This window comes from Pseudomonas sp. R1-7 (genome assembly GCF_051132105.1).
Taxonomy (GTDB): domain Bacteria; phylum Pseudomonadota; class Gammaproteobacteria; order Pseudomonadales; family Pseudomonadaceae; genus Aquipseudomonas.
Map to the genome: position 1 here is coordinate 256,646 of NZ_CP071661.1, position 19,511 is coordinate 276,156.

Below are 19,511 nucleotides of genomic sequence, written 5' to 3' on the forward strand. Positions count from 1 at the left end.
ATGCAGCGCCACGTTTCGCTGTGATCCAAGACAAGTGTTTTCGGGATTTAACCAACCATGCGTTCGCACCTGTTCAAGGCTTTACCCTTCGCCCTCGCCGCCAGTTTCGTACAAGCACAAACCTTGCCGCAGGCCATGCAACAAGCATTGGATGTTCATCCGGAAATCCAGGCTGGCGTGAACAGTCGCCTGGCCGCGGACTATCAGCTCAAGGCCGCCAAAGGCGGCTACCTGCCTAGAGTGGACCTCGCAGCCGGATACGGCCGCGAAGGCACCGACAGCGTGAGCACTCGCTCGGGCAGCAACAATCATTGGGAAACGTTGAACCGCAGTGAGTCGAGCCTGCGTCTGACGCAGATGGTCTTTGACGGTTTTGCGACGTCCAGCGAAGTCGGGCGTCAACAAGCCAACGTCAGTGCCCGTGCCTATTCCTTGCTCGACGCCTCCGAGCGCACCGGGTTGACGGTGGCCCAGGTGTACCTGGACGTGCTGACGCGTCGCGAGTTCGTGCGCCTGGCCGAGGACAACCTCAAGAGCCATGAGCGGATTTTCGATCAGATCAAGCTGCGCACCTCCCGGGGCGTAGGCAGTGGTGCCGACCTGGACCAGGCCGAAGCGCGCATGGCCCAGGCCCGCAACAACCTGATCACCGAACAGACCAATCTGGCCGACGCCGAGACCAACTTCCTCAGCGCCGTCGGTCAACTGCCGGACCAGTTGGAGCGTCCCGCCGATTTTATGGCGCTGCTGCCGGCCAACCTGGCCGAAGCCCGCGCCCAGATGCTGGAAAACAGCCCGGTGTTGCGTTCGGCCGAAGCCGACATCGCCGCTGCCGAAAAGCAGTACGAAGCCGCCAAGTCGAGCTTCTACCCACGCTTCGACGCCGAGCTGGGTCGCACCGCCGACAACGACCTGGACGGCGAGAACGGCCACAACAATGAATGGCAGGCCATGCTGCGCATGCGCTTCAACCTGTACGCCGGTGGCAGCAACAAGGCCGACCTGGAATCCAAGTCGTACCTGTCCAACCAGGCCCTGGACATCCGCAACAACGCGCTGCGCCAGTTGAACGAAGAACTGGGCCTGGCCTGGAACGCCCTGAACAACGCCAACGCCCAGGTGCCGATCGCCCAGCAATACGTTGATCGCAGCGCCAACGTGCGCACCGCCTACCAGAAGCAATTCAGCCTCGGCGAACGTACGCTGCTCGACTTGCTCGACAGTGAAAACGAGCTGTTCAGCGCTTCCCGTCGCCTGGCGGAAATCAAGAACGTGCAGCTGTTCACCCAGTACCGGATCAAGGCAACCATGGGCCAACTGCTGAAAAGCCAGGGCGTGGTCGCGCCGTTGGCATCGGTTGTGCAGAACGACGTGAAACCCAAGGTCCAGTTGCCTGGGATGAATTGAGTCCTACCACCGTTTTAATCAGTCAGAGTGCCGAGCGTGGAATCAGAAGTCAGTCCAGTCGAACTAGTTCATGACCCGCGCACGCTGCACGACGACCCGCTGTTGGATGGTTTGCTGGCGCTCTGCATGCTGCATCAGAAGCCTGCCAGTGCGGCGATGCTCACCACCGGCCTGCCGTTGCCCAAGCAACGGCTGAGCGTCGAATTATTGTCGCGCGCGGCGGCCCGTGCCGGTCTGCAAGGCCGGGTGCTGCAACGTAAGCTCGAACAAATCCCCGCCATCGCGATGCCGGCTCTGCTGCTGCTTAAAGAAGGTCGCAGCGCCGTGCTGCTGGGCTGGGCCGATAACGACCAGGCGCGGCTGCTGCTCAGCGAAAGCGATGGCGGTGAGGTGACCGTCAGCCGCGAGTTGCTGGCTGACGACTACAGCGGCAAGGTGTTCTTCGCCCAACCGCAGCATAAATTTGACGTCAACCACGGCACGCTGATCCCACGGGCGCGTTCGTGGTTTCGCGACACCCTCAAACGCTCCCGCTGGCTTTACGCCGATGCCATTGCCGCCAGCCTGTTAATCAACATCATTGCGATGGCCGCGCCATTGTTCGTGATGAACGTCTACGACCGCGTGGTGCCGAACCAGGCCGAATCGACTTTGTGGGTATTGGCGGTCGGCATTACCGGCGCCTACATTTTCGACCTGATCCTGAAGATGCTGCGCAGTCTGTGCCTGGATCTTGCGGGCAAGAAAACCGACCTGATCATTTCGGCGACGCTGTTCGAGCGCATCGTCGGCATGGCCATGAAATACCGCCCGGCGCGGGTCGGCAGCTTTGCCCAGAACATCCATGAATTCCAGAGCCTGCGGGATTTCCTCGCCTCGCTGACCCTCACCAGCCTGATCGACCTGCCGTTCACCCTGCTGATCTTCATGGTCATCGCGATCCTCGGCGGGCACCTGGTGTGGATCCCGGTGCTGGCGTTCCCGATTGCCTTGCTGATCGGCTATGCGTTGCAGAAGCCATTGGTCGCCACCATGGAGCGGACAATGGCCCTGGGCGCCGAGCGCCAGTCCAGCCTGATCGAAACCCTTGCTGGCCTGGACGCGGTGAAGGTCAACAACGCCGAGAGCGAGCGTCAATATCAGTGGGAGCAGACCATCGGCACCCTGAGCCGCCTCGAGCTGCGCGTGAAAATGCTGTCCGGCCTGGCGATGAATATCACGCTGCTGATCCAGCAATTGGCCGGTGTGATCATGATCGTCTTCGGCGTCTACCAGATCATCGCCGGCAACCTGAGCATGGGCGGGCTGATCGCCTGCTACATGCTCAGCGGTCGTGCCCTGAGCCCATTGGCCTCGTTGTCGGGCTTGCTGACGCGCTATCAGCAGGCGCGGGTGACCATGACGTCGGTCGACCAGATGATGGAGCTGCCACAGGAGCGCAATTTCGACGAGCGCCCGCTGAGCCGCAACGTCCTGCAGGGCGCTATCGAATGCCGCCAGTTGAATTTCACCTACCCGAACCAGCAGAACGCTGCGCTGAAGAACATCAACCTGGTGATCAAGCCGGGCGAAAAGATCGGCATCATCGGTCGCAGTGGCTCGGGCAAAAGCTCCCTGGCCAAGTTGCTGGTGGGCCTGTATCAGCCGGACGACGGCGCGTTGTTGGTGGATGGCGTGGATATTCGCCAGATCGACGTCAGCGAGCTGCGCTATAACGTTGGCTACGTGCCCCAGGACATCCAGTTGCTGGCCGGCACCCTGCGGGACAACCTGACCTCCGGGGCCCGTTACGTCGAAGACGAACTGGTGCTCCAGGCCGCCGAGCTGGCGGGCGTGCATGAATTCGCCCGCCTGCATCCGCAGGGCTATGAGCTGCAAGTCGGTGAGCGCGGTCAGAACCTGTCCGGCGGCCAGCGCCAGAACGTCGCCCTGGCTCGCGCGCTGCTCCTCAATCCGCCCATTCTGTTGCTGGACGAGCCCACCAGCGCCATGGACAACACCGGTGAAGAGCGCTTGAAACAGCGCCTGGCCGCCGTGGTGGAAAACAAGACGGTGCTGTTGGTGACGCACCGGGCATCCTTGCTGTCGTTGGTGGATCGCCTGTTGGTGGTCGACCGTGGGCAGATCCTCGCCGACGGCCCGAAAGCCGCCGTGATGGAAGCGTTGAAGAAGGGGCAGATCAGTGTTGCTTAAATCAGGTTTCAGAGACGCTGTGGGCCGCTATTTCAAGGGCTCCGACTCGCTGCACGGCCAACCGCTGCCCGAGGTCAACAAGGCACTGATCGAGGACGCCCCGCGGGTGGTGCGCTTGACGATCTGGGGCATCATCGGCTTCTTCGTTTTCCTGTTGCTGTGGGCCAACTTCGCCGTGGTCGACGAAGTGACCAAGGGCGACGGCAAGGCGATCCCCTCGTCGAAGATCCAGAAAATCCAGAACCTGGAAGGCGGTATCGTCGCTGAGCTGTTCATCAAGGAGGGGCAAATCGTCGAAGCTGGCGCGCCATTGATTCGCCTGGACGATACGCGGTTTGTCTCCAACGTCGGCGAAACCGAGGCGGATCGCCTGTCGATGCTGTTGCGGGTCGAGCGCCTGAGCGCCGAGGTCGATGACCGCCCGCTGAATTTCCCGGCCGATGTGCTCAAGGCCGTACCGGGCCAGGCTGCCAGCGAAGAGTCGCTGTACATCAGCCGCCGCCAGCAACTGCACGATGAAATCGGCGGCTTGCAGGAGCAATTGATCCAACGTCAGCAGGAGCTGCGCGAGTTCGTTTCCAAGCAGGCGCAGTACCGCTCCGGCCTGGCGCTGCAACGCCAGGAAATCAACATGTCCGAGCCGCTGGTCGCCCAAGGCGCGGTGTCGCCGGTGGAAGTGCTGCGGCTCAAGCGCGCCGAAGTCGAGACCCGTGGGCAATTGGACGCCACGACGCTGGCGATTCCTCGCGCCGAATCGGCGATCAAGGAAGTGCAGCGCAAGATCGACGAGACTCGCGGCAAATTCCGCAGCGAAGCCCTGACCCAGCTCAATGAGGCGCGTACCGACCTGAACAAGGCCCAGGCCACCGGCAAGGCCCTGGAAGACCGCGTGAGCCGTACCTTGGTCACCTCGCCGGTGCGTGGCATTGTCAACAAAATGCTGGTGAACACCATCGGCGGCGTGATCCAGCCGGGTAGCGACCTGGTGGAAATCGTGCCGCTGGACGACACCCTCCTCGTGGAAGCGAAAATCCGTCCCCAGGACATCGCCTTCCTGCACCCCGGCCAGGACGCCACGGTGAAATTCACCGCCTACGACTACACCATTTACGGCGGGATGAAAGCCAAGCTGGAACAGATCGGCGCCGACACGATCACCGATGAAGACAAGAAAACCACTTATTACATCATCAAGTTGCGCACCGAACGCAGCCACCTGGGCACGCCTGAAAAGCCCTTGCTGATCATCCCCGGGATGGTGGCGTCGGTGGATATCATCACCGGCAAGAAAACCGTGTTGAGTTACCTGCTCAAGCCGATCATCAAGGCCCGGTCCGAGGCGTTGCACGAGCGGTAAGGGCTGTTCTGTGGCTGCATAGCTTTTTGTGGCGGGGGCTTGCTCCCGCTTGAGTGCGCAGCAGCGCTCATCACGATTTTTGGGGCCGCTGCGCGACCCAGCGGGAGCAAGCTCCCTCGCCACATTAAGTTTTGCAGTCTGAATAAACGCCATATCGTTATTCGCTAACGGTATTTAAATAAATGTTCTTATACCTTTAAAGTCATCCCTCTGCGTACCTGCCGACCAATCGGCGCGCCGCACGACACAAACCCACACGGTGACCCCGTGAGTTTTGATCGAATGCGCGCCTGTTGAAGCGCGCCGTGCGTGGGAGTGATGTATGCCAGCCGTCTCTTTTTCTCCAAATTCAACGACTGCGGACGTTGCGTCGCAGTCTTTTGAAGTCCGTCCATTCAGCGATGCGGTCGGCGCCGAGATCGTCGGCCTGGACTTGTCCCGGCCCATCAACGACCAGGATTTTTCCCGCATCCACCGTGCCCACCTCGACCATCACGTGGTGGTGTTCCGTGACCAACGTATCAGCCCTGAACAGCACATCGCTTTCAGTCGTCGTTTTGGCGTGCTGCAGATCCATGTGCTCAAGCAGTTCCTGCTGGCCGGGCATCCGGAAATTCTCATCGTGTCCAACATCATCGAAAACGGCCAATCCATCGGCCTCGGCGATGCCGGCAAGTTCTGGCATTCGGACCTTTCCTATAAAGAGCTGCCCAGCCTAGGCTCGATGCTCCACGCCCAAGAGCTGCCGAGCGAAGGCGGCGACACGTTGTTTGGCGACATGCATAAGGCCTTGGACGGCTTGCCCGACGCATTGCGTAAAGCGGTCGAAGGCCGTTCGGCGGCGCACTCCTACACGGCGCGCTACAGCGAGACCAAATTCGAAGGCAACTGGCGCCCGACGCTCACACCTGAACAACTGGCCCAGGTCGCTGAGGTCGTGCACCCGATCGTCCGCACGCACCCGGAAACCGGGCGCAAGGCGTTGTTCGTCAGCGAAGGTTTCACCACCCGCATCGTTGGCCTGCCTGAGGATGAAAGCCGCGCCATCCTGGCCGAGCTGTATGCCCACAGCGTGCGGCCCGAGAACATCTACCGCCATCAATGGCAGCCCCACGACCTGGTGTTCTGGGACAACCGCTCGCTGATCCACTTGGCTGCCGGTTGCCCGAGCCATCTGCGCCGCAAGCTGTACCGCACGACCATCCAGGGCGACGCCCCTTTCTGATCGGCTGCGCCTCGCGCAAAGAGCCCGGAGAAACACTATGTCCAAACGCATTGCTCTTGCACCGTTGGCCGCCGCCTTCGGCCTTGGGTTCAGTTTGCTGACCGGCAGCCTGGTCGCGCCCCCCAGCGCCCACGCCGAGGGCGAGATTCGCATCGCCGAGCAGTTCGGCATCGTTTACCTGTTGTTGAACGTGGTGCGCGACCAGCAACTGATCGAGAAGCACGGCAAGGAGGAGGGCATCGACATCAAGGTCGATTGGACTCAACTGTCCGGCGGTGCGGCGGTCAACGATGCGTTGCTGTCGGGCTCCATCGACATTGCCGGGGCTGGCGTCGGGCCGTTGTTGACGGTCTGGGATCGCACCCGCGGCAAGCAGAACGTCAAGGCCGTGGCCTCGCTGGGCAACTTTCCCTATTACCTGTTGAGCAACAACCCGAACGTCAAGACCATCGCCGACTTTACCGAGAAGGACCGTATCGCGGTGCCGGCGGTGGGTGTTTCCGTGCAGTCGCGTTTCCTGCAATACGCCGCCGCCAAGCAGTGGGGCGACAAGGACTTCAATCGCCTCGACAAATACACCCTGGCCGTCCCGCACCCGGACGCCACCGCTGCGTTGATTGCCGGCGGCACCGAGTTGACCGGGCATTTTTCCAACCCGCCGTTCCAGGACCAGGCCCTGCAAAACCCCAATGTCCATGTGGTGCTGAATTCTTACGATGTGCTCGGGCCGAACTCGCCCACCGTGCTGTTCGCCACCGAAAAATTCCGCGATGAAAACCCAAAGACCTACAAGGCGTTCGTCGAGGCGCTGACCGAAGCGGCGGAGTTCGCCCAAAAGGATAAACGCGCGGCGGCGGATACCTACCTGCGGGTGACCAAGGCCAAGATCGACCGGGCAACCTTGCTGAAAATCATCGACAACCCACAGATCGAATTCACCGTCACGCCGAAAAACACCTACCCGCTGGCGGAGTTCCTCTACCGCGTCGGCGCGATCAAGAACAAGCCGGCCTCTTGGGAAGACTATTTCTTCCAGGACGCCAAACCGTTGCAGGGGAGCTGATTGTCATGAACGCGCCATTGCAAGGCCACGCGGCCAGCAACGCCACCCGCACCGACACTGCGTTGTTGTCTGTGGATAACGTCAGCCTCGAATATCGCACCCCCCAGCGGGTGGTGCGGGCCACCGATCAAGTGAGTTTCGAGGTCGATCCAGCGGATCGTTTTGTGCTGCTCGGCCCTTCGGGTTGCGGCAAGTCCACGCTGCTCAAGGCCATCGGCGGTTTCATCGCGCCATGCGAAGGCGAGATTCGCTTGCAAGGCCAAACCGTCAACGCGCCGGGGCCGGACCGGATCGTGGTGTTCCAGGAATTCGACCAACTGCCGCCGTGGAAAACCGTCAAGCAGAACGTGATGTTCGCGCTGCTGGCGTCGGGCACGCTGAAGCGTCGCGAGGCCGAGGAGCGCGCACGGCACTATCTCGACAAAGTCGGCCTGGCGGCGTTTGCCGATGCCTATCCCCACACCTTGTCCGGCGGCATGAAAGCCCGCGTTGCGATTGCCCGGGCGTTGGCGATGCAGCCGAAAATTCTCTTAATGGACGAGCCCTTCGCCGCCCTCGATGCCCTGACCCGACGCAAGATGCAGGAGGAATTGCTGTTGCTCTGGGAGGAGGTGCGTTTCACCTTGCTGTTCGTCACCCACTCCATCGAAGAAGCGCTGGTGGTGGGCAATCGCATCCTGCTGTTGTCGCCACACCCGGGACGGGTCCGGGCGGAAATCCATAGCCATCAATACGATCTGCACAGCCTAGGCGGCGTGGGATTCCAGCACACGGCGCGGCGTATTCATTCCTTGCTGTTCGAACAAGGCCAGGTGCCGGACGCGGGGCGTGAGCTGGGTTTTGCCGATATCCGTATCGCGTATTAAGGGGAGCATTTGATGAGCCAGTTATCGCATGTGCGCGAAGAATACGAAGTCGACCTGCAACCCCTGACTCACGTGCCGCTGGAGCGGGAGTTGCCTCTGGGCCAGCGCCTCTGGCAACAGGGTTGGCTGCGTAAAACCCTGATCCTGATTGTGCTGGCGGTGCTGTGGGAAGGCGTGGCCCGCTATCAGAATAATGACCTGCTTCTGCCGAGTTTCCTTCAGACGGCAAATGCGTTGTACGACGGTTTGCTCAGTGGCGAGCTGTTGGGCAAGGTGTGGATTTCCCTGGTGGTGCTGCTCAAGGGCTATTTGCTGGGAATCCTGCTGGCGTTTGGCCTGACCACCCTGGCGGTCTCGACCCAGTTGGGCCGTGACCTGCTCAGCACCCTGACGTCGATGTTCAACCCGTTGCCGGCTATCGCCCTGTTGCCGTTGGCGCTGCTGTGGTTCGGCCTGGGGCAGAACAGTCTGATTTTCGTGCTGGTGCATTCGGTGCTGTGGGCGCTGGCGTTAAACATGTATGCGGGGTTTCTCGGTGTGTCGGAAACGCTGCGCATGGCCGGGCGCAACTACGGGCTCAAGGGCCTGCGCTTTGTGCTGTTCATCCTGATCCCGGCAGCGCTGCCGTCGATCCTCGCCGGGCTGAAGATCGGCTGGGCCTTCGCCTGGCGCACGCTGATTGCCGCCGAACTGGTGTTTGGCGCCACCAGTGGCAAGGGCGGCTTGGGCTGGTACATCTTCCAGAACCGCAACGAGCTTTACACCGACAAGGTCTTTGCCGGGTTGGCGGTGGTGATCCTGATTGGCTTGCTGGTGGAGAACCTGGTGTTCGACAGCCTGGAGCGGGTGACGGTGAAGCGTTGGGGGATGCAGCGTTGAGCCGTTCTTGAGATCCCTTGGAACCCGTGGCGAGGGAGCTTGCTCCCGCTGGCCTGCGAAGCAGGTCTCGTTGTTGAATTTAATTAGCGCTGCCAACCCATCCGCCAAGTAAAGCCTTTACCTTTTCCTTTAGACTTGCGGCCCTCAGCAAGCCTTCAGGACACGGAATGCCAGTCCCTCCCAGCCCCCTTCGCAAAGCCTTGGTCGCCTGGTTGTACGCGGCGGCCGTGATGCATCTGTTCGCCGGCCTCACGCTGGCCTGGGCTGGTTATTCCGGCTTGCTCGATGACTACTTGAACACCATCGAACTGGCTTTCTGGGGTGCCGATTCGGTGCCCGCTACGGCCCGCGCACAACAGGTCTGGTGGCTGGCGCTGTTCGGCGCCACGTTGCAAAGCTACGCGCTGTACATGCTCGCCCTCGTCCACATCGGCAATCGTTTGAAAAGCGCCATGCCCTGGGGCTGGCTCATCGTCGGTATCCTGCTGTGGGCGCCCCAGGACATGTGGATTTCCGCCCAGGCACGGGTCTGGTCGCACCTGTGGTTCGACAGCGTTGCCTTGCTGGTTTTACTGCCGCCCCTGTTCTGGCTCTGTCGCCACGACCGCGGCCCCTCCCTGACCGACAACGTGTCGAGTGAATCCAACCATGGCTGATTTTTCATTGCTGGACTGGGCCATCGCCCTGCTGATCGCCCAGGCAATCCTCGGTGCGCTGGACACTCTGTATCACCACGAACTCACCGTCGCCTTGCCCTATCGCCACAGTGCGCGGCTGGAGCTGTCGATTCACTCCCTGCGTTCGTGCTTCTACGGCATCTTGTTCCTGGGCATTGCGCATCTGGCCTTCGAGGGGACTTGGGCGATTGTCGTCGCGCTGCTGTTCGCCCTGGAGATCTGCCTGACGCTCTGGGACTTCGTGGTCGAGGACCGCAGCCGCAAACTGCCGCCCATCGAGCGGATCATGCACACGGTGCTGGCGGTCAACGGCGGGGCCTTCTTCGCGCTGTACGGCGTGCAACTGGCGCAGTGGGCGAGTTTGCCCGCCGGCCTCAGCGCGATCGATCTGGGCTGGCGCGGCTGGCTGCTGACCTTATTCGCCATCGGCGTCACGGCCTCGGGGATTCGCGACGGCTTGGCCGCATTGCGCATGCAGCGACAAGGCACGCCGGCCAATCCGTTTGCCGGCGGTGCCTACAAGCGTGTGCTGGTCACCGGCGGCACTGGATTCATCGGCGAAACACTGGTCAATCAACTCCTCGACGCCGGGCACACGGTCAGCGTGCTGGCGCGCGATCCGTTGAAAGCGGCTTATCTGTTCGATGGTCGCGCTCGATGCCTGCGTTCGCTGGGCAGGCTGGGCCATGACGAAACCTTCGATGTGGTAATCAACCTGGCGGGCGCTCCGGTGGCCGGGCCGCGTTGGAGCCCCAAGCGCCAGGCGCAACTCATTGCCAGCCGGGTCGATACCACCGAAGCATTGATGACCTGGTTGAAGAACGCCCGGCACAAGCCTGCGTTGTGGATACAGGCCTCGGCCGTGGGTTTTTACGGTGTGCGTGACGCCAGCGAAAGCCTCGATGAAAGTGCCAGCCGGGGCGAGGGTTTCATGGCTGAACTCTGTGTGCGTTGGGAGGCCTCCGCGCGGCCCGCCACGGAACTGGGCGTGCGGCAGGTGGTGATGCGCCTGGGCGTGGTGTTCGGCCCGGGCGGTGCGTTGCTGCCGTTGCTGATTCCGTTTCGCCTGGGGTTCGGCGGGCGGATGGGCGATGGTCGGCAAATCATGAGTTGGGTGCACCGCGACGATGTCATCCAAGTGATTGCCCGGGCCTTCGAAGACGAAAGCCTGAGCGGCACCTACAACCTGGTGGCGCCAGAGACGGTCAGCCAGGGACTGTTCGCCGAAAGCGTCGCAAAGGTGCTCAAGCGACCGGTGTGGTTCCACATTCCTGCCGCGCCGGTGCGTGCCCTGGCCGGGGAAATGGCCCAGCTGTTTTTCGACGGCCAGCGCGTGGTGCCCAATCGTCTCGTCGAGGCCGGCTATACGTTCCGTTATCCGACCCTCGACGCTGCACTGCGCGACCTGGCCTGAGGACCGTCCATGAGCAAACCCCGGATGTACCTGCTGGCCGGCAACGGTAGCGCCGCTGATTGGTGGGACGACGCCTTGCTACACTTCCAACACTACGATGTGCTGCCCTTGGAATTGCCCGGCTTTGGCAACAACCCCCAGGCGCCTTGCGAAGACCTTGCGGCCTACGCCCAAGCGTTGCTGGCGGCGACGGTCCGGGGCAGTGCGATCATGGCCGTCGGGGTCAACGCCTTACTGGTGCTGCATGCCTTGCAACGCCAACCAGGGCACTTTTGCCGCAGCGTATTGCTGGCGCCGGTGGGCGCGTTTTTGTGGCAGCGGCGGCTGCCGGCATTGATGTCGCCACTGCCGATTCGCAAGACCATTCACTGGCTACTGGCGAACAAGCCGACGTTGTTCGCCCGCAAGTTCTCCAGCCAGTCCTGGACGCCCGCGCAGTATCAGCGCATGGGCGCCGGCTATGCTCGCTGCCGGGCCTTTGTGCCGCATTGGGACCTGGTGCGCGCCGACACGGCGTTGCCGTTGTTGGAATGGATCAACGACCCGGTTGAATTGGTCTGGGGCGATCAGGACAAAGTGCTGGGCGTCGCCCAAGCGGCGGCCTGGTCGGCCATTCTGGCCCGCGCCGACCTGACCATCTGCCTGAAGCCTGGCTGGGGCCATTACCCGTGGATTGATGCTCCGGCAGAATTTGCCGCGTGGCTGGAGTCTGGCGAGCGTGGTTTTGTCGCGCATACCAAGGGCGGCCGTTTGCGTCTGGCGACACTGGCCGGGCAGCCGGTACCGCCGGCGCTGTCGCTTAACCATCGTGATGATCCACGTCTGGCCGGTTTCCTGCACGGCCAGCCGGAGACTACCTGGGCGGTGCGCTCCTCCAGTTACGGTGAAGATCAGGCCGACGCGGCGAATGCGGGCTTGAGCACCACATTTCTGCGCGAACTGACCCACAACGTACCGGCGCGCATTGCCGAGTTGAGCGCGGCGGGTGTCGAGGAAGTGGTGGTGCAGCGCTTCATCACGCCACGGCTGTCCGGGATCGCATTCGTGCGTCACCTGTCCGTCGAATTGGAATGGGTGGAAGGGCATCTGGAGTCATTGGCCGATGGCAAGGTGAGCCCCGAGCGCGCGGTTATTTCCCGGCTCGGCGAGGCATGGAACAGTGGCACGTTCAAGCCCGCCCACGGCCTGACCGCCGAAGCGCTGTGGCGTTTTCTGCAAGGCGTGCTGCGTGTCTTTCACTACGTGCCCGGCGATGTCGAATGGGCCTGGGACGGCACCCAACTGTGGCTGCTGCAGTACCGACCGATCAGCGATTACGGTTGGCGCCGCCACCTGACCGCCGCCAACATCGCCGAGATCCTGCCACCGCGACCCAGCGTGTTGGTGGAGTACGCCCAGCGCCGCGCGGCGGCAAGCATTCCAGCGATCATGGCGCGTTGGGATCCGCGGGTATTACAAGATAACGAGCCTTTCACAGCAGTGTTTGGCGGCGCTTCGTATATCAACAACGACCTGTTTCTCGCCCGATTGGCCGATTGGGGTATCAGCGCCAGCAGCTACGCCGGCGAGGTCGGTGGCGCAACACCGCACTTGCCTTGGCGGCCACTGCGCCTGCTACGATCGCTGCCGTTGTTCCTGCGCATGCAACGCATCGCCCGGGGGCATTTGTCGGCGCTGGAAAACGGCTTGCGACGTTTTGATCGAGAGCTGCACGAACTGACCGGCCAAGGTGCCGGCGGCCAGCAACTGGCCGACTGGTTTACCCGCTTCTACGTGTTCGTGGTGCAGGGCAACCTGTGCATCGCCAGCGCCTTGGCCAGCAGCGGCGGCGACTGGTTGGGGCGACCGCCGACTGCCTATGACAATCTGGAACACAGCCCTCATCGGTTGCCGTGGGAGACCGATCCCGCCACGCCCCGCCCGGCGTCCACCGCGCTGCCATTGCAGGCATTCCCACAATGGCCCCTGGCGATTCGCCTAGCCCATGGCGCCGGCCTGCCGGGGTTGCGCGGTTACTACTTACAGGTGCGCGAGTGGTATCGCGACAACCTGATGCGGATCTTTTTCCGCCTGCACCACGCCATGCCCGCCGCTGATCAGGCGCATTGGTTCGCCCCGCATTCGGACATCCGCAGCCGCGACGGCAGCTTCTGGCAGGACGGTCGTGAAGGCACCGAGCAGGCGAGCGGTTTCCTGATCTATCCGGGGCAGGCCCAGGGCATTTTGGGCAAAGACATCCTGCTGGAAGACACCCTGGACCCTGGCCGCCACGCCCACTATCAAAGCGCCCGGGCGGTGATTGCGCGCATGGGTGGGCGCCTGTCCCATGGCTCGACGTTGCTGCGCGAATTGCGCAAACCTTCGGCGGTGTTGCCTCATGTGAATGTGGGGTGGCTGGGGTGTGAGGTGGTGTATTGCGATGGGGTGTTGAGGTTGGTGGAGTAGAGGTTAGGTATTGCTACCAATAATCCGGCTTGATGGCAGGGGCTTTGTGGGTGGGTACTCGGTCGGGGAATTGGTGAGATTGCAGCTCGTCGCAAGTGATAACGCGGCGCATCCAGTGGGCGTGCTGCTTTAAAGAACCTGGAGATGGGCGATTCAATTCGGCTCGATGGGGAAGAATGACACCAACAGTTATCTCTGGAAAATCTTCCCGCACGGCTCTTAAAGCGGGAGTCATATCGGTGTCGCTGGATACAAGGACCAGTTGCTCCACCCGTTCATGATTTTTCAGCTTTGCTTGCTTGGCAGCGGTTCGGTACATGCTGATTGCTATGTGGACATCTGTTTCTTTCTCCTCCAGCTTCCAGATGTCGATTTTGTCCACGCGGGAAGCTTTCGTCTTTCTATCAACGAAGCGAGGTGCTTTGGCAGGTTCAAGTTGATGATGCCCGTAATGGACACGGATACGGGTGGTCTTCAGGGCCCTGATATAAGTGTCTTGTGCTTCTTTTGATACTCGACCCCGGGTCGCTAGTGCAGGTTTGACCGAGGAGGTGAAGTAGTCAACTGAGGCAGTTGTGCTGCGTGGGTCTTCGATATGCGCGATGTGTGTCAACAGACTGCGAAGATCCAGCCATTTTTAAGGTGTGTCGGCGAGCAGTCCGTAGAACAGGTTGTAGCCATCAATAAAAAATGCAGTACGCAAACTCAACCCCCAAAAACGAAAAAACCGGCCTAAGCCGGTTTTTTCACCCCAACAGCCAGAGAATTTAACCTCTGCGTACGGGGTTGAGTAAGGTCATCCTAAGTTGAGCGTGTCATGACGTCAACCGCTGTCTGGATGAGCCTCCATTACCGGCGAGCCAGTGTCGAGCGCATGCAGTGTAGAAGGTCAAACTCATTCTTCGCTCCAGCTATCAATTTTTGTTGCGAGATAAGACTTCTCTGTACACGTCCAAAAAATCTATCCTACAACACCGTTGTGAATGAGTGGAGGCTCTTAATCTGTTGTAAGAATTTTTACTAATTAATATCGGAAAATAATCAGGCGCATCCTTGATGCCTATTCCGCGATTTTGAAACAAGAGATTTCCCTTCGTCTCCGTGATCCCCTTGACGCCCCACACCGCTGTCGTAGACTCCGCCCATCCGTCAGGGAGTAGCGGTCATGCGGCGTTTGAGTAGTTGGGTTGTGGGATTGGCCTTTATAACGTGCGGGGTTCAGGCGCAGACGCCGGCTTCCGATGATCCGTTGCTGGGGAATGATATTTCGGCCAATGCGTCGGGCAGCGAGGCGCGTGGCGTGCTTCGGGCGCGGGACCAGGCGGTGTTGGCCAGTGAGTTGGCCGGGCGGATTGTCGAGTTGCCGTTCAGCGAGGGCGAGTCGTTCAAGAAGGGCGACACCCTGGCGCGCTTCGATTGCTCGGCCTATCAGGCCCAGCTCAATGCGGCCCAGGCGGCGAGTCGAGGCGCCAGTGAAGAACTGGCCCACAATCGCCAGCTCGCAGCGTTGAAGTCCGTTGGGCGTTTCGAGGTGTCGCGGGCCGAGGCCCGGCTCAGCGAGGCCCAGGCGCAGTCCCAGGTCTATCAAGTGCAGGTCAAGCGTTGCAGCGTCATCGCGCCGTTCGACGGACAGGTGGTGGCGCGCAAGGTCCAGCGTTATGAAAGCGTCGCGGCCGGCGCGCCGTTGCTGGACGTCGTGGACAACCGCACGCTGGAAATTCATTTATTGGTCCCCTCGCGTTGGATGGGCAAGCTCAAGCCCGGCCAGCCCTTTACCTTCGTTCCCGATGAAACCGGCCAGCCGCTGCAAGCGACGGTCAAGCGCCTGGGCGCGCGCATCGATGAGGGCAGCCAGACCCTGCTGCTGGTGGCGGCCTTGCCTGACGCCAACGGCCTGCTGTCCGGCATGAGCGGCACGGCGCGTTTCTCGGAGTCGAAGTGAACGCACCCGCGACGGGAAGCGCCGAGCAGGTGTTTGCCCGTTTCCTCGATCTCGAACGCCAGACGAGGGCCGCACGAACGCCAGAGCAACTGAGCTACAGCCTGGTCAACGATGGTCAGGCCCTGTTCGGCTTTCGCCACGCCGCGTTGTTGATCGCCGGTAAAGTGCAGGCCGTGACCGGGGTCAGCGCCGTTGAGCCGAACGCGCCGTTCGTGGCGTTTGTCGAGCAAGCGGTGGCGCAGTTGTTCAAGAAGGGATCTCTGGACAACGCGCGGGTCATTTCCCCTGATGAGGTCAGCGCATCGGTCCAGGCGGATTGGCGAAGCCTGTCGGCCGGGCAAGTGTTCTGGCTGCCATTGATCGATCATCAAGGTCAGGTGTTCGGCGGCTTGTGGATTGCCCGCGACCTGCCTTGGACGCCGCCGGAGCAGGTGCTGCTGTCACAGCTCGGCGATACCTACAGCCATGCCTGGCTGGCACTGCAACCGCGCAAGCCGTGGCGCCTGCGCTGGACGCGCAAGCGCCAGGTCGCCCTGGTGGCGGTGTTGCTGTTGGGGTTGCTGATTCCGGTGCGCCAGTCTGTGTTGGCCCCGGCCGAAGTGGTGCCGCTGGGCGGGCAGGTGGTGGCGGCGCCGTTGGATGGCGTGATTGCCGAATTCCAGGTCAAGCCTAACCAGGCCGTCAAGAGCGGCGACCTGTTGCTGCGCTTCGAAAGCACCACCCTCAAGGCCCAGGCCGATGTGGCCGAGCGGGCCTTGGGCGTAGCCGAGGCGGAACTCAAGGCCAATTCCCAGCGCTCGTTTGCCGACGCCGAGTCAAGTTCGAAGATTGACCTGCTCGCCGCCCGCGTGGAACAGAAGCGTGCCGAACGCGACTATGCACTTGAACTGCTCAAGCGCAGCGAAGTGCGCGCCGAGCGCGACGGCATCGCGGTGTTTGCCGATGCCGAGCGCTGGCTCGGCAAGCCCGTGCAGACCGGTGAGCGACTGATGGAAATCGCCGATCCGAACCAGGCCGAATTGCGCATCGAATTGGCCGTGGGCGACGCGATTGCCCTGGAACCCGGTGCGCAAGTGGCGTTGTTTCTCGACAGCGATCCGTTGCAGCGGCACTTGGCCCGGCTTGAGCGCTCGGCCTACGAAGCGCAGCCCACCGCCGCCGGCCAATTGGCCTATCGACTGGATGCGCGTTTCGATGCCACGGCGCCGCGCATCGGCCTGCGGGGTACGGCGAAGGTCTTCGGCGACCGTGCGCCGCTGGCCCTGTACTTGTTGCGTCGGCCATTGGCCGGCCTGCGCCAGAGCGTAGGTTTGTAGCATGAGCCTGCCGAGCCTGCGGCCGGATCTGCAATTGTCCGCGGCGGCCCCCGACCCGGATGGCTCACCGCAATGGACGCTCGCCGATCCGGTGCGCGGACGCTATTTCAAACTGGGCGCGGCGGCGATGCGCATGTTGCGGCACTGGTCCCTGGGCGATCCGCAACAGGTGCTGGCGGCTGCGAACCGCGAGCCGGGCCTGCCGCTCAATGGTGAGTCGCTGGAGCAACTGCTGGGCTTTTTGCGTGGGCATGACTTGATCAGCGCGATGGACCCGCAACAACGCGACAGCTATCAATACAAAACGGCTTCCCAGCGCCAGAGCCTATGGCAGATCCTGTTGCATCAATACCTGTTTTTTCGCATTCCGCTGTGGCGCCCGGACGCCTTTCTCAATCGGGCATGGCCCTGGTTGGCGCGGTTTGGCCCCGGGATCCTGCGTTATGGCTTGCCGCTGACCCTGGGCCTCGGCATTTTCCTGGTGTCGCGGGACTGGCAGCGATTCGTTGCGACGTTTCCGCACCTGTTCAGCCTGGGCGGTGCGCTGGCGTTCGGGGTGGCCTTGCTTTTCGCCAAGCTGTGCCACGAATTCGGCCATGCCTTCATGGCCAAGCGTGCCGGCTGCCGGGTGCAAAGCATGGGCGTGGCGTTCATGGTGCTGTTGCCGATGTTCTATACCGATGTCAGCGACGCCTGGCGGATCAAGGATCGCCGTGCGAGGTTGCTGATTGGTGCCGGTGGAGTCCTGGCCGAGCTGCTGTTGGCGTCCTTCGCGCTATTGGCCTGGTCGCTGTTGCCCGACGGACCGGCCCGCACCGCGGCGTTCATGTTGGCAAGCGCCACCTGGATCACCACGTTGATCATCAACCTGAACCCCTTCATGCGTTTCGACGGGTACTTCCTGCTCAGTGATTTCTGGGCGGTGGATAACCTTCAGGGGCGTGCGTTCGCCCTGTGTCGCTGGCGCCTGCGCGAAGCCCTGTTCGGCTATGGCGCAGCAGCGCCGGAGCCCTGGTCGCCGAAGATGCGTCGTCGTTTGCTGGTCTGGGGGTATGGTGCCTGGCTGTGGCGGGCATTGTTGTTTTTCGGGATTGCCCTGGCGGTCTATCACTTGTTCTTCAAGGTGTTGGGCATTTTTCTGATGATGGTGGAACTGGTGTGGTTCATTTTCATGCCCATCGTGAATGAGTGGCGGCAATGGTGGAATCGCCGTGAGCAAGCCCGCGGCGGGCGGATGTTCTTGAGCGGCCTGGTTGTGCTGGCGTTGCTATTGGCGTTGCTGCTGCCCTGGCGCAGTGCGGTGGAAGTGCCGGCCATGCTCGAGGCCGGGCGTGCCAGTGCCTTGCATGCGCCGGTGGCGGCGCGGGTCAAGCAGGTGAATGTGCGTGACGGCCAGGCCGTGGCCGAGGGCGATGTGTTGATTGAGCTGGAGTCTCCGGACATGGCGTCGCGCCTGGCCATCGTGCGCCGGGAAATCCAGATCCAGCAGTTGCAGATGCGCCGTCAGGCCGGGCGCAGTGAAACCGCCGCCGATGCCGGCATCATCGAACAGCAACTGGCCGAAGCGGTGGCCGAATACCGAGGCCTGGTCGCGCAGCGCGAACGCCTGTTGTTGCGTGCACCCCATGCCGGCCAGGTACGCGATTTGTTGCCGCAGCTGTCGGCAGGGCGCTGGTTGTCACCGACGCAGGCACTGGCGCGGGTTGTGCAGACCGACTCGCGGCTGCGCGGCTATCTCACCGAAGCCGAGCTTTGGCGGGTCGAGCCGGGTGCCACCGGACGCTTCATCGCTGACGATCCGATGCACCCTTCGATTGCGGTGCAGTTGAATGAAATCGACACCAACGGCGTAGCCTGGGTCGAACAGCAAGCGTTGACGTCCGACCATCACGGGTCGATTGCAGTGCGCCGCGATTCACAGCAACGCGCCGAGCCGGTGCAGGCGCAATACGGCGTGCGCTTGAGTGCGGTGGACGATACGTCCGCCCCGGCGCAGCCGTTGCGTGGCGTGGCGGTGTTGCAGGGCAAGGGCGAGTCGGTGTTGGGCGCGGCCTGGCGTCGGTTGGCGGCGCTGGGGGTCAGAGAAAGCGGATTTTAAGGAAAAAGCATGGATTCAGTGGCGGCAGAAGGATTGGTGGTGCGTCCCTCGCGAGTCAGCGATGGCCCTTTCTTGCAGGGCCTGTACCAGGCGGCGCGGCCGGACTTGCAATGGATCGACGGCGATCCCGAGCAGGTGCAGCAGGTGATTGCCCAGCAGTTCCAGGTGCAGGAGCAAGGGTTGGGCGAAAACTTTCCCAACGCCATGCATTACGTCGTGGAAAAACTCGGCACCGCCATCGGCGCCTTGAGCACGGATTTTGGCCCTAACGAAATCCGCGTCCTCTACCTGGCTTTCGTCCCCCAGGCCCGTGGGCAAGGCTACGGTCGGGCAGTGTTGCAAGGGGTGCAGAAAGCCGCACAACAGATCCGCTGCCCGGTAGCGACCGTGGTCTGGGCCAGTAATCCTCACGCCCGCCAGCACTATCTGGCGCTGGGTTTTGAAGTGCAAGAGCGCAACCCCGCGGCGGAGCGGTTGGTGTGGTATCCGAAAGGAAACTGAGCAAATCTTGCAGGCACTATAAATCCCTGTAGGAGCCTGCTCGCGAAGGCGGTGTACCCATGATACTCGCGCCGCTGAACCCCGCTTTCCGAGCCAACCCGCGATGGAGCGCTCCGAAGCGTAGGAAG

14 protein-coding genes and 1 pseudogene are annotated in these 19,511 nt (G+C 62.0%); 14 read left to right on the forward strand and 1 reads right to left on the reverse strand.

The window, feature by feature from the left end; all coding sequences use genetic code 11:
• The first annotated feature begins 57 nt into the window (after positions 1-57).
• From J3P79_RS01190 to J3P79_RS01235, 10 genes are all read left to right on the forward strand, one after another.
• Positions 58-1,407, forward strand: a complete 1,350-nt coding sequence (locus J3P79_RS01190; protein ID WP_434607511.1) for a TolC family outer membrane protein — start codon at positions 58-60, stop codon at positions 1,405-1,407.
• Positions 1,408-1,443: 36 nt separating this feature from the next.
• Positions 1,444-3,600: a type I secretion system permease/ATPase gene (locus tag J3P79_RS01195; protein WP_434607513.1), complete on the forward strand. Its 2,157-nt coding sequence runs from the start codon at positions 1,444-1,446 to the stop codon at positions 3,598-3,600.
• Complete coding sequence (locus tag J3P79_RS01200; protein WP_434607515.1) at positions 3,590-4,957, forward strand: HlyD family type I secretion periplasmic adaptor subunit; 1,368 nt, start codon at positions 3,590-3,592, stop codon at positions 4,955-4,957. The genes J3P79_RS01195 and J3P79_RS01200 overlap by 11 nt, the downstream gene beginning before the upstream one ends.
• A 322-nt stretch (positions 4,958-5,279) precedes the next feature.
• Complete coding sequence (locus J3P79_RS01205) at positions 5,280-6,182, forward strand: TauD/TfdA dioxygenase family protein (RefSeq protein WP_434607516.1); 903 nt, start codon at positions 5,280-5,282, stop codon at positions 6,180-6,182.
• Between the two features lie 37 nt (positions 6,183-6,219).
• A complete protein-coding gene (locus tag J3P79_RS01210; protein WP_434607518.1) occupies positions 6,220-7,245 on the forward strand; it encodes an ABC transporter substrate-binding protein in 1,026 nt (341 codons plus the stop codon).
• Positions 7,246-7,250: 5 nt separating this feature from the next.
• Positions 7,251-8,111: an ABC transporter ATP-binding protein gene (locus J3P79_RS01215; protein ID WP_434607520.1), complete on the forward strand. Its 861-nt coding sequence runs from the start codon at positions 7,251-7,253 to the stop codon at positions 8,109-8,111.
• A gap of 12 nt (positions 8,112-8,123) precedes the next feature.
• Entirely contained in the window at positions 8,124-8,990 is an 867-nt protein-coding gene (locus J3P79_RS01220) for an ABC transporter permease (protein WP_434607522.1), read from the forward strand.
• 167 nt (positions 8,991-9,157) lie between these two features.
• Positions 9,158-9,646, forward strand: coding sequence for a cell division protein (locus tag J3P79_RS01225; RefSeq protein ID WP_434607524.1), 489 nt, complete (start codon positions 9,158-9,160; stop codon positions 9,644-9,646).
• On the forward strand, positions 9,639-11,081 hold the full coding sequence (locus J3P79_RS01230; RefSeq protein WP_434607526.1) for a TIGR01777 family oxidoreductase: 1,443 nt from the start codon (positions 9,639-9,641) through the stop codon (positions 11,079-11,081). The genes J3P79_RS01225 and J3P79_RS01230 overlap by 8 nt, the downstream gene beginning before the upstream one ends.
• A 9-nt stretch (positions 11,082-11,090) precedes the next feature.
• Positions 11,091-13,526, forward strand: a complete 2,436-nt coding sequence (locus J3P79_RS01235) for an alpha/beta hydrolase (RefSeq protein WP_434607528.1) — start codon at positions 11,091-11,093, stop codon at positions 13,524-13,526.
• A 13-nt stretch (positions 13,527-13,539) separates the two neighbouring features.
• Here J3P79_RS01235 and J3P79_RS01240 read toward each other — a convergent pair.
• A pseudogene (locus J3P79_RS01240) lies at positions 13,540-14,229 on the reverse strand (NYN domain-containing protein).
• A 462-nt stretch (positions 14,230-14,691) separates the two neighbouring features.
• Between J3P79_RS01240 and J3P79_RS01245 the strand changes: the two are divergent.
• From J3P79_RS01245 to J3P79_RS01260, 4 genes are read left to right on the forward strand one after another with little or no spacing between them, the layout of a single operon-like run.
• Positions 14,692-15,468, forward strand: coding sequence for an efflux RND transporter periplasmic adaptor subunit (locus tag J3P79_RS01245; RefSeq protein WP_434607530.1), 777 nt, complete (start codon positions 14,692-14,694; stop codon positions 15,466-15,468).
• On the forward strand, positions 15,465-16,784 hold the full coding sequence (locus J3P79_RS01250) for an efflux RND transporter periplasmic adaptor subunit (RefSeq protein WP_434607532.1): 1,320 nt from the start codon (positions 15,465-15,467) through the stop codon (positions 16,782-16,784). Before J3P79_RS01245 ends, J3P79_RS01250 begins: the two co-directional genes overlap by 4 nt.
• A 1-nt stretch (position 16,785) precedes the next feature.
• Complete coding sequence (locus tag J3P79_RS01255; RefSeq protein WP_434607534.1) at positions 16,786-18,882, forward strand: biotin/lipoyl-binding protein; 2,097 nt, start codon at positions 16,786-16,788, stop codon at positions 18,880-18,882.
• Positions 18,883-18,891: 9 nt separating this feature from the next.
• Positions 18,892-19,383: a GNAT family N-acetyltransferase gene (locus J3P79_RS01260; RefSeq protein WP_434607535.1), complete on the forward strand. Its 492-nt coding sequence runs from the start codon at positions 18,892-18,894 to the stop codon at positions 19,381-19,383.
• The last annotated feature ends 128 nt before the right edge of the window (positions 19,384-19,511 follow it).